At 40.2% G+C, this 14785-nt stretch carries 11 protein-coding genes, 2 tRNA genes and 5 pseudogenes; 11 read left to right on the forward strand and 7 right to left on the reverse strand.

Annotated elements, in window-relative coordinates; translation table 11 throughout:
- Positions 1-436: 436 nt before the first annotated feature.
- A pseudogene (locus tag HK413_RS05235) lies at positions 437-1139 on the reverse strand (RraA family protein).
- 233 nt (positions 1140-1372) lie between these two features.
- Positions 1373-1445: transfer RNA gene (locus tag HK413_RS05240), tRNA-Ala, on the reverse strand.
- A gap of 113 nt (positions 1446-1558) precedes the next feature.
- Between HK413_RS05240 and HK413_RS05245 the strand changes: the two genes are divergently transcribed.
- A tRNA-Pro gene (locus HK413_RS05245) sits at positions 1559-1632 on the forward strand.
- A gap of 51 nt (positions 1633-1683) precedes the next feature.
- Here the strand turns inward: HK413_RS05245 and HK413_RS05250 are convergent.
- Positions 1684-2559, reverse strand: coding sequence for an SDR family oxidoreductase (locus HK413_RS05250; RefSeq protein ID WP_317169311.1), 876 nt, complete (start codon positions 2557-2559; stop codon positions 1684-1686).
- Positions 2560-2618: 59 nt separating this feature from the next.
- Between HK413_RS05250 and HK413_RS05255 the strand changes: the two genes are divergently transcribed.
- From HK413_RS05255 to HK413_RS05275, 5 genes are all read left to right on the forward strand, one after another.
- Positions 2619-3245: a response regulator transcription factor gene (locus HK413_RS05255; protein WP_175269401.1), complete on the forward strand. Its 627-nt coding sequence runs from the start codon at positions 2619-2621 to the stop codon at positions 3243-3245.
- Between the two features lie 689 nt (positions 3246-3934).
- Complete coding sequence (locus tag HK413_RS05260) at positions 3935-5116, forward strand: MFS transporter (RefSeq protein ID WP_175269402.1); 1182 nt, start codon at positions 3935-3937, stop codon at positions 5114-5116.
- A gap of 226 nt (positions 5117-5342) precedes the next feature.
- On the forward strand, positions 5343-5525 hold the full coding sequence (locus HK413_RS05265) for a hypothetical protein (protein WP_175269403.1): 183 nt from the start codon (positions 5343-5345) through the stop codon (positions 5523-5525).
- Between the two features lie 11 nt (positions 5526-5536).
- Positions 5537-5692 carry a hypothetical protein gene (locus HK413_RS05270; RefSeq protein WP_175269404.1) on the forward strand — a complete coding sequence of 52 codons (156 nt, stop codon included), beginning with the start codon at positions 5537-5539 and terminating at the stop codon, positions 5690-5692.
- Positions 5693-5728: 36 nt separating this feature from the next.
- Positions 5729-5878: a hypothetical protein gene (locus HK413_RS05275; RefSeq protein WP_175269405.1), complete on the forward strand. Its 150-nt coding sequence runs from the start codon at positions 5729-5731 to the stop codon at positions 5876-5878.
- A gap of 207 nt (positions 5879-6085) precedes the next feature.
- Here HK413_RS05275 and HK413_RS05280 read toward each other — a convergent pair whose 3' ends face one another.
- The 4 genes and pseudogenes from HK413_RS05280 to acs form a co-directional block, all read right to left on the reverse strand.
- On the reverse strand, positions 6086-7066 hold the full coding sequence (locus tag HK413_RS05280; protein WP_246229837.1) for an acyltransferase family protein: 981 nt from the start codon (positions 7064-7066) through the stop codon (positions 6086-6088).
- 11 nt (positions 7067-7077) lie between these two features.
- Positions 7078-8184 (reverse strand): annotated as a pseudogene (gene lpxB, locus HK413_RS05285) (lipid-A-disaccharide synthase).
- Positions 8185-8229: 45 nt separating this feature from the next.
- Positions 8230-9000 (reverse strand): annotated as a pseudogene (surE, locus tag HK413_RS05290) (5'/3'-nucleotidase SurE).
- 123 nt (positions 9001-9123) lie between these two features.
- Positions 9124-11023 (reverse strand): annotated as a pseudogene (acs, locus tag HK413_RS05295) (acetate--CoA ligase).
- A 446-nt stretch (positions 11024-11469) separates the two neighbouring features.
- Here acs and rpmB point away from each other — a divergent pair.
- The 5 genes and pseudogenes from rpmB to rimO all read left to right on the forward strand — a co-directional run bounded on the left by rpmB (position 11470) and on the right by rimO (position 14745).
- Positions 11470-11703 (forward strand): 50S ribosomal protein L28, encoded by a 234-nt coding sequence (rpmB, locus tag HK413_RS05300; RefSeq protein ID WP_144247620.1) that lies wholly within the window; start codon positions 11470-11472, stop codon positions 11701-11703.
- Positions 11704-11779: 76 nt separating this feature from the next.
- Positions 11780-11962 carry a 50S ribosomal protein L33 gene (rpmG, locus tag HK413_RS05305; protein ID WP_175269406.1) on the forward strand — a complete coding sequence of 61 codons (183 nt, stop codon included), beginning with the start codon at positions 11780-11782 and terminating at the stop codon, positions 11960-11962.
- Between the two features lie 78 nt (positions 11963-12040).
- Positions 12041-12205 (forward strand): DUF4295 domain-containing protein, encoded by a 165-nt coding sequence (locus tag HK413_RS05310; RefSeq protein WP_175269407.1) that lies wholly within the window; start codon positions 12041-12043, stop codon positions 12203-12205.
- A gap of 134 nt (positions 12206-12339) precedes the next feature.
- A pseudogene (ftsY, locus tag HK413_RS05315) lies at positions 12340-13304 on the forward strand (signal recognition particle-docking protein FtsY).
- Positions 13305-13410: 106 nt separating this feature from the next.
- A complete protein-coding gene (gene rimO, locus HK413_RS05320; protein WP_175269408.1) occupies positions 13411-14745 on the forward strand; it encodes a 30S ribosomal protein S12 methylthiotransferase RimO in 1335 nt (444 codons plus the stop codon).
- Positions 14746-14785: the final 40 nt, after the last annotated feature.

Raw genomic sequence — 14785 nt, forward strand, 5'->3', positions numbered from 1 at the left:
AAGGTGTATAATTTGGCATGATACTTTTCATAGATCAGCTTAAAAGCATGATGGTTACCTTGTGCTGCATTAAGCAGCAAATCCGCATCAGTATATAGCGATCTAATTTTCAAATCAGCTTAATTTACACTACATCAATATTATATATATTATAAGCAAGCGCTTTTTTATTTACCATATTTATGGTTTGGCCGCCATTAAACTTTTTAAAATAGTATCATGCCTGATCTCGCCATGTAATAATTTAGCACAAGTTTAACATGTACTTAACAAATTTAAACTGATGGGATGAACATGAGTGATACATTTTTTCACATTGCTGATATTCCTTTTCAATTTTGCTCGCTTTGATATATTTAATAAAAAACAGGGTGTTTAATCTGATTAGGTCATTCTACAATTGCCCGCGCCTTTTTTAAATGCACTGCATTCCACATTACATTATTTTATATTTTTCAAACGCGGCTTTGGCGGCCATACCTTCCTGCAAACTCTTTAGTACGGTACGTTCACCGCGCGCTTTTTCGATAGCGCGCTTAAAGACTTCATTTTCAATTTCCTGCGGAACAACGCAAACGCCATCTATATCTCCTACTAAAATATCTCCCGGGCATACCTTTACACCTTTTATACTTAAGGGCACACGATAATCTATTACTTTACCGCGTGGTGCCTGATCCACGGGCATAGCATCCGTATGAAAATACTGGGAGCCCAACCGCGCGTACGCCATTGGTGTCGCGCGAATACCCATCTACTATTGCGCCTGCCGCGCCAAGATATTTAGCACGCACACTCATCAGTTCTCCCCATAATGCATAGGTTGGTGATGCCCCGGTGCACACATAAATTTCATTCTTCTTCAGGTCATCCAATGCTTCAAGCATTAAACCAAAAGGTTTATTAAGTGCAGCGTTATTAATACTACTTTGGCTTACTATATCTGTTTCTACAACAGTCATTGCGCGGCCTACAATAAAATCGCTATCTGTTAGCGGCCTTAACTGCGGAGGTAAAAACTGATTCATATATCCTAATACATCCATAATATCGCCTATAACCGCTGTATAAAGTTCAGTACGAATGATATGAAACAGTTCATCATCGGTATCCCAGTTTTTTTGCAAGTTTTGATCCATAAAGTATTTTTTGATATAGGTAAAGTTATCCCGGCCGGGAATGAAATTGTAAAAGCAGCTTACCTTATTAATAAACTATTTTGCCATTATTTTTAACGGGGAGGCAAATACAATTACACCAACTATAGACTGAATTAACGATGACCGACAGAAGAACGTTTATCAAAGGCATATAGGTAGTAGGACTACTTACTAAAAAACCGCTTACAGGTTTTGTAAGCGGTTTTATAATGTGGAGAATATCGGAGTCGAACCGATGACCTCTTGCATGCCATGCAAGCGCTCTAGCCAGCTGAGCTAATCCCCTGCTTGTGTTGGGATGGCAAAAGTAATAAAAAGTTGGGCAAATGGAAATTTATAAGTTGAAAAACTATTTAGAAATTTTAAGGTCAAAAATTATATTTGCATCATCCTTTTTTCGGGATGTAGCGTAGCCCGGTATCGCGCCAGCATGGGGTGCTGGAGGTCGTGGGTTCGAATCCCGCCATCCCGACTATAATATATAACACTTGAAACTACTAAATTTCAAGTGTTCTTAAATTGTTTACACGCCGCTGTTTACTGCAAAACCGCCATCAACATTAATTACTGTCCCGGTTACAAATTTTGACGCATCGCTTAATAACCAAACTAATGCTCCAATAAGTTCGCCGGGTTCGCCGAAGCGTTTAAATGGTGTTTGTTTTAGCACTAAGTTACCCCTATCAGTATAGCTACCATCCGGCTGAGTAAGCAATGCCCGGTTTTGCTCTGTAAGGAAAAATCCGGGAGCAATGGCGTTCATACGCAATTTATCACCATGTCTGTTGGCCATTTCTACTGCAAACCATTGAGTGTAAGCATCAATAGCTGTTTTAGCCAACGTATACCCCAATACTTTGGTAATAACTCTTTGCGATGCCATGCTTGAAATATTTACGATACTACCTTTGCCTGTGTCGGCCATTGTTTCACCAAAAACCTGCGTAGGTATCATTGTGCCCCATAAATTTAGTTCCATCACCTGCCGCAGGCCCTCCATATTTAATTTAAAAACGCTGGTATCGGGTTGTATAATCCCGCCGGGCATATTACCACCGGCACCGTTAACAAGGCCATCTATCCGGCCAAATTCGGCCAGTACTTTGTCGCGGGCTGCCAGCAGTTCATCTTCTTTCATAACGTCGGCTATTAAAGGCATTGCCTTGCCACCTGCTGCTTTTACAGCAGCGGCACGTTCTTGCGCAACTTTTTCATTACGTCCCAATATTCCTACTATACCACCAGCCGAAACTATACCTTGAATAAAGGCTTCGCCTAAAATACCTGTACCACCGGTAACTATAATTACTTTATCTTTTAATGAGAAATTATCCATTTCTAAAATTATAAATTTTAATATAACTGGGCCGAGCAATAAATTCTCTTCCACCAAACTCATATAAAATTTAGTAAAATATATATTTTTCGTATCATTGTTTAGAATTAGACTAAATAACATTGATTGACGTATTAATAGCCGATAACCAACCTTTAACCCACGAGGGTATAAAAGCCACGTTAGCTAATATTGTAGATATTAACATTATTGGTACCGCCGCTTACCCTATAGAATTGGAGCAGCTGTTAATTATCCGCAAGCCCGGGGTTATAATTCTTGATCCAAATTATAACCATCGGTTTACCATTGCCGACATTAAAAACATTAAGCTAAAGCATAGCAATAGCCGGGTACTTGTGCTATCAAACCGCCAATCGCGCGAAGAGATCCAAACGCTGATAGACACGGGGATTAAAAACTATGTATTTAAAGAGTGCAGCCGCGAAGAGTTGGTGCATGCCATTTATAGCGCTGCCAAAGGCGAACAATTTTTTTGTAAAAACACCTTCCAGACACTTTTTGGCAACAAATTACTTCCTGAAAAAGATGATAATATCCCCCAACTATCATCACGCGAAACTGAACTTATACACCTGATAGCCGAAGGATTAACCAATAAGGAAATTGCCGACAAACTCTTCCTGAGTGTGCATACCATTAAAACACACCGTAAAAATATCATCAAAAAACTTGGCTTTAGCTTTAAAAACACGACAGAGCTGGCCCAGTTATTAAATAAGTCATAATATTAGACTTATTATAAATTACCTCCACAGGGATTATAGCTGCAATTACCTCCTTGGGGATTATAGCTGCCAATCATCGACTAATTACATCTTATTGATACAATAGGAAAGGCATAGAAACAAGTAAGGCCCCTGATGGGCAGGGGCCTTTACTAAACCAATTATAAACCTAAATTATGAGAAGACTATTTTAATATGCTGTTGAGATATTATCTCGTTTGCATGGTGTAAAGGTAACACTAACTTTTTTACTGTGCAAATTTATTTTTGTAATTTTTTTGTAAAATTGGATAAACAACCTATAATATTAGCAAATAATTGATTGAAACATTACAAGAGTTTTAATTTCACTTTAAAACTAAAATTTTTATATCATTATCAGATGTTTTATGTAAAAAAACCTATTTTATCTTATTTAAAGCTATTTATTTAATGATTTTTATAAAAAAGACACTAATAAACATCAAACACATCTAATATTTGAGTTATATATTAACTTTTTTAGATAATAGTCGCATAAACTGATCAATGAATAGCTATTAAACACACTGTAACATTTTTTTGACACATTTTTAATAGCGCACCTTTATTTCAGGCTTGCTTATTAAAAAAACGACGTGCAAAAATATTACCTTTTATAAACATGAATGTTAAATTGCTTTTACATTTTTGTAACCATTTAACAACACATGTCTAACATTACCACAAAAACACCACATTTAAGCACAACTACTTTATGGGTAATGGCCATTACCACCGCGCTGGTTGTTGGTAATTTATATTATAACCAACCTTTGTTAGTTGATATAAGTCGCACTTTTAATATAACCAGCGCAAAAGCCGGTCAGGTTTCGGTATTTACACAAATTGGTTATGCATTAGGCATGTTCTTCGTGATACCATTGGCTGATATGTTTAAACGAAAGCAACTAATGCTGATAGATTTTGCTTTTATAGTAGCCTCATTAATCCTTGCAGCTATCGCGCCAAACATTCATATATTATTAATAGCAAGTCTATTTGTTGGTGCATCGTGTATGATCCCACAATTATTAATACCGATGGCGGCACATTTGGCTAATCCGACTGAACGCGGTAAAAAGATAGCATTTGTAATGAGCGGTTTATTAATTGGGATTTTACTATCACGTACTATTAGCGGTATAGTTGCCGCCCATTTTGGCTGGCGCGCCATGTTTTATATTGCTGCAGGTTTAATGTTAATAATGTGGTTATTAGTGTATTTGTTATTACCCGAAGTTGAACCCGATTATAAAGGAAGCTATAAAAACCTGATGTTGTCCATGGTGCATTTAATAAGGGATGAACCCAGATTACGGTTAGCCGCCATGCGCGGAGCTTTATGCTTTGCCTGCTTTAGCGCGTTTTGGAGCACATTAACTTTCCTGTTAAAACAAAACTTTAATATGGGTAGTGATATTGCCGGCCTGTTTGGCCTGGTTGGAGCCTTTGGTGCCTTAGCCGTAGGCGCGATGGGCAGATTAACCGACAAGATGGACCCTTACCATATCTCGACATTTACTTTGATTTTGGTAATTATATCATTTATAGTATTTGCCGTTTCGGGCCATAGCTTAATAGGTTTAATAACAGGTGTTATATTAATGGATATGGGTGTGCAGGCTACGCATATATCCAACCAGGCTATAATCTTTGCCGGGAATCCTGACGCGCGCAACCGGGTAAATACCATATATATGGTTACCTATTTTATTGGCGGTGCCTTAGGCACATTTGCGGCTACCCAGCTTTGGTACCGATACCAATGGAACGGCGTATGTATATTAGGTATTGTCGTATCAGGTATCGCCTTAACAAGGCACTGGTTAACCGAAAAAAATACAGAATAAAGCTACAATTGTACACTCCTAAGTACTGCTTAAATTTATAGTGTTCTGTTTTTCTGGACACTTTTTTAATTTTTCCAATTTATGCATCATCAGCTAAAAGCACTTATTTACAGCATTTTACACGGTATTGTAAAATAAATCGGACTTAGAAATGACTTTTTTAAAGCTGGTTTAAAATCTTGGCACTTATTTGGAACAGTAATTATCAAGCATCAGATATTTAGTTATGATTGTTGATAGCAAAAAAACGGAAGACGCTAAAGAGAAGGAATGGGAAAACCCAATAGATCCAACCAAGTCTACCGACGAGCGCGATAAAGAGCAACTGTTGAGGCAGTATAAAGAAGCTAAACGCCGCCACGACAATTTAAATGAAACTGACGATAACAAAAACGAAACGAACAACTAAAGACATACATTATGAGAACCATCAATCAAAAACCGGCAGCAAGCAAATTAGTAGCCCAGTTTGACAATCAACTTAGAGAGATCATAATGAATGATCTGAGAATACTAAAAGGAACCAGTCGTAATTTTTTAAAAGCAATTAAAGGCGAGCAATTATCAGTAGCCTAATTAATACAATATTCAACCTTAAAAAAGACTTTAATTATGAAAACTTTACAACAAAAACCAGCAACCAGCAAATTACTTATCCGTTACGACAATGAGTTAAAAGATCTGTTATTGGCAGACCTTAAAGCATTCAGAGAAAGAGGTCAGTTTACCAGCAACAACCAGTCAGCTGCAAAAGCTGCCTGATCAATATATACATCTACCTATAAAATCTACTACCTATGAAACGACAGAGCCTTGCAAATTGCAAGGCTCTGTTTTTTTTATGCCGAGTCATGTGAGCTTATAAACTCTTTTCCATCCGCCTTCTCAAATACTTACGTATTGGTTCGTCAACAAACTTTAATACCAGCCAGGCAAACCCTATAAGCAACACCGTGCATATTGGGATAATTACTGCCTTTTCATCCATAGTTGGTTTGTATTTTTCCAGGTAACTAAAAATATCCATATAAACGGATAATGTACCATATACAGCGGGTATGATAACTCGCCCGAAAATTTGCAGATCTTACTAAACACCGGCCTCAGTGTAGCGCCCGCACCTAAAGCTACCAGCAGTGGCAAATACAGAATGACAATTATGGGCTCGGTAACATAGTTCCACTTATTTGAAAAAGGGAATAAGAACACGGCCAAAGTCAAAACACTAACAGCCATAAAGCCAAGTCGCGATTTGATGATCCAACCCATTCGATAAACCAGCATCCCCGCAAGGAAAGAGTAAAAAACACGAATAGCCCCGGCGCTGATATTATCCCCGCCCCAACCATTACTAATATTGCCTGACTTGCTGGTTTCGTAAGTAAGTAAAACCGCACCAATTACTAATAATACCCATAGTATTTTATTACGCAGCTTAACAAGCATCAATGCGTATACAATATTTGCAATGTATTCCCAAAACAACGACCATGAGGGCGCATTTAAATGAAACAGATTAAAATAACGCTCGCGAATTATGGGATATGGTATCATAAAGCACGATGTGATAAACATTAAAAACGCCTTCATATCACCGTATTTCGCATAAAGATTACTAAAAGGATCAAACAACCAACTTAGCAAACCTATTACAGCGCCAATAATTACCAACGGATGCAGCCGAATAAGGCGCAATTTTAAAAAAGTTGCGAAACCTAATTCCTTTAACCTGCTATTGTCATAGGCGTAAGCAATTACAAAGCCTGATAAGCAGAAAAAGAAATCGACAGCCAGAAAAGCGTGCCCAATGAAGTTCTTTTCGTAATTGGGTTGCGCAATTTCCATAAAATGGAATATCACTACCGATATGGCGGCTACACCGCGCAAACCGTCTAAGATCTGGAAATGTTGTTTGGTTTTTAAAGGATCGGTAGATGTGGAAGCACTCATGCCTGGATATATTATTTTTTGTTGTATTTAATTATTAACGCAGCAGTTTTGGCAGAGGCGCCTGGCAAACCCATTTTCTCATCTAACAGATCATAATTAGTAAGCATGGTTTGGCGATAGCGACTATCATTAAGGATACGATCTATTTCGGCCCCAATGGTATCGGGTGTGCAATCGCCCCGGATCAGCTCTTTTACAATACCACTGTTAACAATCAGGTTAACCAACGATATATAATTGATCTTGATAACCATACGGCCTATACCTATAGATATCGGGTTACCTTTGTAAACCACCACTTGGGGCACGTTAAACAATGCGGTCTCTAACGTAGCTGTGCCGGATGCTACAACTGCCGCATAAGCGTTATTTAAAATATCATAAGTAGCCTCAAAAAGCACCGGGATGGATTTACCATTTAAATATTGCTGATAATAAGCTGCATTAAAAGAGGGTGCGCCTGCAATTACAAACTGATATTCGGGGAACTGATCGGCAACTGCCAGCATATCGGGAAGCAGATAGTTAATTTCCTGTTTGCGGCTGCCCGGTAATAAGGCTATTATTTTTTTGTTAGTGAGATTGCTTTTTGAAGGAAATCAGGATCGGGGTTAAAAGCTGCTACAGCGTCTAATAAGGGATTGCCTACGTAATCAACCGCCATACCCCACTCTTTATAAAAATCTACCTCGAACGGCAGGATGCAGAATAAGTGATCGACTATCTTTTTGATCTTCAATACCCGTTTCTGGTTCCAGGCCCAAACTTTAGGCGAGATATAGTAATTTACAGGCAGGTTATTTTCTTTGGCAAATGCCGCTATCTTTAAATTAAAACCGGGGAAATCAACAAGAATCAACACATCCGGATGATAATTGGCGATATCCATTTTGCAGGACGCCAGGTTTTTAAGATAGTCCGCAGATGTATTGCCACCTCAAAAAAGCCCATAAAGGCCATATCCGCATAATGCTTAACCAGCGTACCGCCTTCGGCTTGCATAAGGTCGCCGCCATAATAGCGGAACTGTGCCTGCGGGTCGAGCTTTTTAGCTCTTTCATTAAATTGGCCCCGTGCATATCGCCCGAAGCCTCGCCGGCTACCAGGTAATATTTCATTGCACAGGATTATTGATTAGCAGCATACGGCCAAAAATACAAGAATTATACGTTAAACGTCCAGCTGTTTAATACCGGGATAGCATGGTGCGCCGTCATATCAAACTGGATAGGTACTACCGATACATAGTTATGTTCGAGCGCCCATGAATCACTATCCTCGCCCTTATCATTTACCGGAAAACACCGCTTATCCAATAGTATGGGCGTTTGTAGGGATCTACGCGTTCATCAAACTCCTCCGCCCATTTAGCATTTGCCGGCGGCAGATCTTGATGCCTTTTATATGTGCCGTGTTAGGGAAGTTTACATTTAATAAAGTAGCCGTAGGCATACCGTTAGCCAAAACCTGCAGCGCAATTTCTTTTATATATTTTTCTACATGACTAAAGTTAGCCTGCCGGTATAATCATCTAATGAAAAGCCTATTGATGGAATGCCTTCGATAGCACCCTCAACCGCGGCCGACATCGTACCCGAGTACAAAACATTGATACCATTATTCAACCCATGATTAATGCCTGAAACGCACAGATCGGGCTTGTTACCTTTAAAGATCTTGGTGACAGCCAGCTTCACACAATCAACCGGGGTGCCAGAGCAGCTATACATTTCTACACCTTCGTAAAGGTCAACCTTATCTAAACGCAATGGCTTACCGATAGTAATAGCATGCCCCATACCCGATTGCGGGCTATCAGGAGCCACCACCACTACGCGGCCAATTTCTTTCATTACATGGATAAGCACTTTTATACCCGGCGCGGTAATGCCGTCGTCGTTTACTACAAGTATGTTGGGTCTGGAATTTGTCATCAGGCGAAATTACGACATAACGGCAAGAGTTGAGAATTAACAGGTAGAAATTCTGTTTAATGGTGTACTGTTACAGAAACAGGTGTCACATCTGAAACAGTTGCAACACCTGTAACAGAGGGATTACAACGCACCCGCCTTTATCTCCTCAACCACACCCGGATCAAGTAGTGTTGAAGTATCGCCTAAATTACTGGTATCACCTTCAGCTATCTTCCTTAAGATCCTGCGCATAATTTTACCTGAGCGCGTTTTCGGCAAACCGGTTACAAACTGGATCTTATCGGGTTTGGCAATAGCGCCAATAATGCGGGCAACCGTCATCATAATATCCTTGCGGGTAAGGTCGTCGTCGCTATGTTTGTTGGGGCATACCACAAAGGCGTACACACCCTGTCCTTTTATATCGTGCGGGTAACCCACTACGGCCGATTCGACCACGCTGCTATGCATATTAATGGCATTCTCCACCTCGGCCGTACCAATGCGATGGCCCGATACATTTAATACATCATCCACGCGGCCGGTTATACGGTAATAGCCTTCTTCATCGCGCAAGCAACCATCACCTGTAAAATACATATTCGGGTAAGTTGCAAAATACGTTTGGCGACAACGTTCATGATCGCCATAGGTAGTGCGCAGCATACCCGGCCATGGGAACTGGATACATAAATTGCCGCTTACGCCATTACCTTCTATAATTTCCCCTTTTTCATCAACCAACACCGGCTGTACGCCCGGCAGCGGCAAACCGGCATAGCCCGGCTTTAAAGGTGTAACGCCGGCTATCGCGCTTATCATGTGCCCGCCATTTTCGGTTTGCCACCGGTATCAACCAGCGGGCAATTGCCATGGCCTATTTTTTCATCAAACCAGTGCCAGGCTTCCTCGTTAATAGGCTCGCCTACCGACCCTAATTTGGTTAACGAGCTTAAATCTTTTTGTTTAAGCGGATCATCGCCAAAACTCATTAACGAACGGATTGCCGTTGGGGCGGTATATATAATATTGACTTTAAATTTATCAACAATGTCCCATAACCTGCCGGGTGTTGGGTAAGTCGGGATCCCTTCAAACATTAAAGAAGTAGCCCCTTGCGATAACGGTCCGTATACTATATAAGAGTGACCGGTTATCCAGCCAATATCAGCGGTACAGAAATAAACCTCTTCGGGCTGGTATTGAAACGTAGTATCAAAAGTAAAACCGGCATAAACCATATAACCACCGCAGGTATGCACTACGCCTTTAGGTTTACCTGTCGAACCGGAGGTATATAGGATGAATAACATATCCTCAGCATCCATCTCTTCGGCAGGGCATTCTTTAATACCCCGGGTTTCTACCTTTTTAACTTCATCTTCCCACCATACGTCACGGCCCTTTATCATGGCGACTGGTGTACGAGTGCGGGTAAGTACTATTACGCGCTTAACTGATGGGCAGGTTACCAGCGCATCGTCAATAATAGATTTTAACGGAACCTCTTTATTTCCACGGAAACTACCATCAGATGTGATCACAATATTACACTCGGCATCCCGGATCCGGTCGGCTATAGATTGCGCCGAGAATCCCCCAAAAACAACCGAATGAATGGCACCTATCCGGGCGCAGGCTAATAAAGCGATGGCCAGTTCGGGCACCATGGGCATATATATACAAATGCGGTCGCCTTTTTTAGCACCGTTATTTTTAAGCACGTTGGCAAACTGGCAAACTTTCTCGTACAACTGGCGATAGGTTATTATGCGGTGATGTTCTGTCGGATCATTCGGCTCCCAGATGATGGCTGTTTTATCGCCAATTGTATCCAAATGGCGGTCAAGGCAGTTCTCGGTAATATTCAACCCTGGCACCCCGGAACCATTTAATTTTTGGCTCTTTAAAGTTCCATTCTAAAACTTTATCCCACTTTTTTCCATAAGAAGGTGTCGGCAACGCCTGCCCAAAACTGTTCGGGTTGTTCAACACTTTGTTTATAAACTTCTTTGTAATGGTCGAATGAGGTAATTTTCATTGCTATAGGTATAAAATTGGCTTATTGGTGGTTATTATTAGCGGAGACGCAAAATAGTGATTTATTACAGATGTATAAATGAAAAATACAGTTTAGAAAGATTGTACTATTTTAGTGTAATGAATAACCTGTTTAAAAAGAAATACTTTTTAGAAGTTTATATCCCTATAGGCCTAGCCAGTGCGCCTTTTATCACGCTGCTTGGTGGTTTGTTCGGTTTAAACTTAAAACTTTCGGTGTGTTTTGGTTTAGGCATGCTTGCTGCAATAATTGGCCGGATTATACACTTAGCCACACGTAAAACAAACCAAACTTAAGCCTTGCAAATGCCTGTTTTTATTACAGTTTGATATTTTTTCAAATATTTTAAAAACACTGTTGTCTATTCCAGTTTAAATCCTGATATTTGCAATCCCTTTAATAAAAGGGTTTTTAAATTAATTGTCATGTCAAGAATTTGTGATCTAACAGGAAAAGCGTCAATAGTTGGTAACAACGTTTCTAACTCAAACCGCAAAACTAAACGCAGGTTTCATCCAAACCTTAAGCTTAAAAAGTTTTATATCCCTGAAGAAGATAAATGGATTACCTTAAAGGTATCTACATCAGCTGTTAAAACTATCAGCAAAAACGGGATAACAGCTTGTATCAACAAGTTTGTAAAAAAAGGATATATATAGGCAGTGATTGGTGATTAGAGATTAGTGATTAGGTTCACTCATTCAATAATTCATTCATTCAATAATTAAAAATACGATGGCTAAGAAAGGTAACAGAGTTCAGGTAATATTAGAGTGCACAGAGCACAAGGCAACCGGTATGCCGGGCATGTCTCGTTACATTACCACCAAGAACAAAAAGAACACAACCGAAAGACTGGAAATGAAAAAATTTAACCCGGTTTTACGTAAAGTAACAGTTCATAAAGAAATTAAGTAATAAGTACTCAGTATTGAGTGATGAGTAATGAGTATTGACTCAAAACTCACAACCCACTACTCATAACACTAAAAGACAATGGCAAAGAAAGTAGTTGCGACCTTAAAAACCGGTGCAGGTAAAGAATATTCAAAAGTTATTACAATGACTAAGTCACCTAAAACTGGTGCTTACTCATTCAAAGAAGCAATTGTACACAACGATCACGTTAAAGACGCGATTGCTGCATCAAAAGCTCAGTAATTAACTTTGTTAAAAATATAAAAGCCGTCTTGTTTTAACGAGAGGGCTTTTTTGTTTGATGTGCAAATTAACACTAAGCTGATATTTATTAATTTACACATCTGCATATTTGCACATCTGCACATTTAATACATATGGGACTATTTGATTTTTTTAAGAAAAAGGAAAGCACACCGCAAGAACAGGAGGCGCTTGATGTTGGTTTAGAAAAAACCAAGGATAACCTTTTTCAAAGATCACCAAGGTAATAGCCGGTAAATCAACAGTTGATGATGATGTACTGGATGAGCTGGAAGAGGTATTGGTAACATCAGATGTTGGTGTAAAAACCACGCTAAAAATTATCGACCGGATACAGGCCCGTGTTGCCCGCGATAAATATGTAAGTACCGGCGATCTGCAGGGTTTACTTCGCGATGAGATCCAGCAACTACTTGCCGAAAATAACAGTAACGATTTTTCAAACTTCGAATACGGCACCCATAAGCCTTATGTAATTATGGTAGTTGGTGTTAATGGCGTAGGTAAAACTACTACCATAGGCAAACTGGCTAAAAAATTAAAACAAGCGGGCAACCAGGTAGTGTTAGGCGCAGCAGACACTTTCCGCGCGGCGGCGGTTGACCAGATAAAACTTTGGGGCGAGCGTGTTGGGGTAAAGGTTGTAGCGCAAGCCATGGGATCAGATCCTGCATCGGTAGCCTTTGATACGCTAAAGTCGGCGGTTGCCAATGGCGATGATGTGGCAATTATTGATACTGCCGGCCGTTTACATAACAAGGTTGGTTTGATGAACGAACTAACCAAGATCAAAAACGTAATGGAAAAGGTGGTGCCGGGTGCACCGCACGAGATATTGCTGGTGTTAGACGCATCAACCGGGCAAAATGCTATTGAACAATGTAAACAATTTACAGAAGCTACTGCAGTTAATGCCCTTGCGCTAACAAAATTAGATGGCACAGCCAAAGGCGGTGTGGTTATAGGGATATCAGATCAGTTTAAAATACCGGTAAAATACATAGGTGTAGGCGAAGGCGCCGATCAGTTACAGTTGTTTGATCGCAAAGCATTCGTCGATTCATTATTTAAAGACTAAAAAAGGATTGTCATCCTGAGCGATAGCGAAGGATCTCCAAACTATGCATTCGTCGCGCGACAGATTCTTCGCTATCGCTCAGAATGACAAAAAGTGAAAAAGATAAATGAGGACGAAAGAAATAAGCAAGCCGATACTAATTAAAAAACCACGTGTAAACGTGGTGACTTTAGGTTGCTCTAAGAATACTTACGATTCCGAGATCCTGATGGGACAGCTTAAGGGTAATATGTTTGATGTTGTACATGAGTCGGACCGCGTGAGCAAGGATGATATCATTGTTATAAATACCTGCGGTTTTATTGATAACGCCAAGCAGGAGTCTATCGATACCATATTACAATACAGCGAGCTTAAAGATCAGGGCAAGGTTGGGAAGGTAATTGTTACCGGTTGCCTATCCGAACGATATAAACCCGAACTGGAAGCCGAGATCACTAACGTTGATGCTTATTTTGGCACTAATGATCTGCAAAACTTACTCACTTCTGTTGGCGCAAACTACAAGCACGAGTTAATTGGCGAGCGTTTATTGACTACCCCATCACACTTTGCTTATTTTAAAATTGCCGAGGGTTGTAATCGCCCTTGCTCATTTTGCGCGATACCGTTAATGCGTGGCAAACACTTAAGCACGCCTATTGATGAGTTGGTGAAGTCTGCAGAAAAATTAGCTAAAAACGGAACTAAAGAATTAATATTTATTGCCCCAGATTTAACCTATTATGGCCTTGATCTTTACGGCAAACGCAACCTTGATGAATTACTTCGCCGTATCTCTGATGTGAACGGTATCGAGTGGATCAGGCTGCAATACGCCTACCCTTCCGGCTTCCCAATGGAGATCCCGGATGTGATGAACGAGCGCAGCAATATCTGTAAGTATATGGATATGCCGTTGCAGCACATCACCGATAATATGCTTAAATCAATGCGCCGCGGCATTACCAAACAAAAAACTATTGACGTAGTAAACGAGATCCGCGACCGCGTGCCCGGCATTGCTATGCGTACCACGCTGATAACGGGTTACCCGGGCGAAACCGAGCGCGATTTTGAAGAAATGCAGCGCTGGGTTGAGGATACCAAGTTTGACCGATTGGGTTGCTTTACCTATTCGCACGAAGAAAAAACGCATGCACACGCTTTGGTGGATGATGTGCCCGAAGAAGTTAAACAGGCACGCGCCGACGCGATAATGGAAATTCAGCAGGAAATTTCATTCGAAAAGAACCAGGAGCGAATTGACCATACCTATAAAGTGTTGATCGATAAAAAAGACGGACCCTACTTTGTTGGCCGTACCGAATACGATTCGCCTGAGGTTGATAATGAGGTTTTAATTGACGCCACAGTAGATTATGCCACTATTGGCAGCTTTGTGAATGTAAAAATTGATACTGCCGAAGACTTTGACCTTTATGGACATATTGTAAAATAAACCACCTTTTAAAGGTTGATTGTTTAAATTATAATATTAA

The sequence above is a fragment of the Mucilaginibacter humi genome, assembly GCF_013087555.1.

Excerpts from the sequence above, each read along its gene's own strand:
- HK413_RS05250 (WP_317169311.1), bottom strand. The coding sequence starts at position 2,559 with ATGAGTTTGGTGGAAGAGAATTTATTGCTCGGCCCAGTTATATTAAAA.
- HK413_RS05260 (WP_175269402.1), top strand. The coding sequence starts at position 3,935 with ATGTCTAACATTACCACAAAAACACCACATTTAAGCACAACTACTTTA.
- HK413_RS05265 (WP_175269403.1), top strand. The coding sequence starts at position 5,343 with ATGATTGTTGATAGCAAAAAAACGGAAGACGCTAAAGAGAAGGAATGG.
- HK413_RS05270 (WP_175269404.1), top strand. The coding sequence starts at position 5,537 with ATGAGAACCATCAATCAAAAACCGGCAGCAAGCAAATTAGTAGCCCAG.
- HK413_RS05275 (WP_175269405.1), top strand. The coding sequence starts at position 5,729 with ATGAAAACTTTACAACAAAAACCAGCAACCAGCAAATTACTTATCCGT.
- HK413_RS05280 (WP_246229837.1), bottom strand. The coding sequence starts at position 7,066 with ATGAGTGCTTCCACATCTACCGATCCTTTAAAAACCAAACAACATTTC.
- rpmB (WP_144247620.1), top strand. The coding sequence starts at position 11,470 with ATGTCAAGAATTTGTGATCTAACAGGAAAAGCGTCAATAGTTGGTAAC.
- rpmG (WP_175269406.1), top strand. The coding sequence starts at position 11,780 with ATGGCTAAGAAAGGTAACAGAGTTCAGGTAATATTAGAGTGCACAGAG.
- HK413_RS05310 (WP_175269407.1), top strand. The coding sequence starts at position 12,041 with ATGGCAAAGAAAGTAGTTGCGACCTTAAAAACCGGTGCAGGTAAAGAA.
- rimO (WP_175269408.1), top strand. The coding sequence starts at position 13,411 with ATGAGGACGAAAGAAATAAGCAAGCCGATACTAATTAAAAAACCACGT.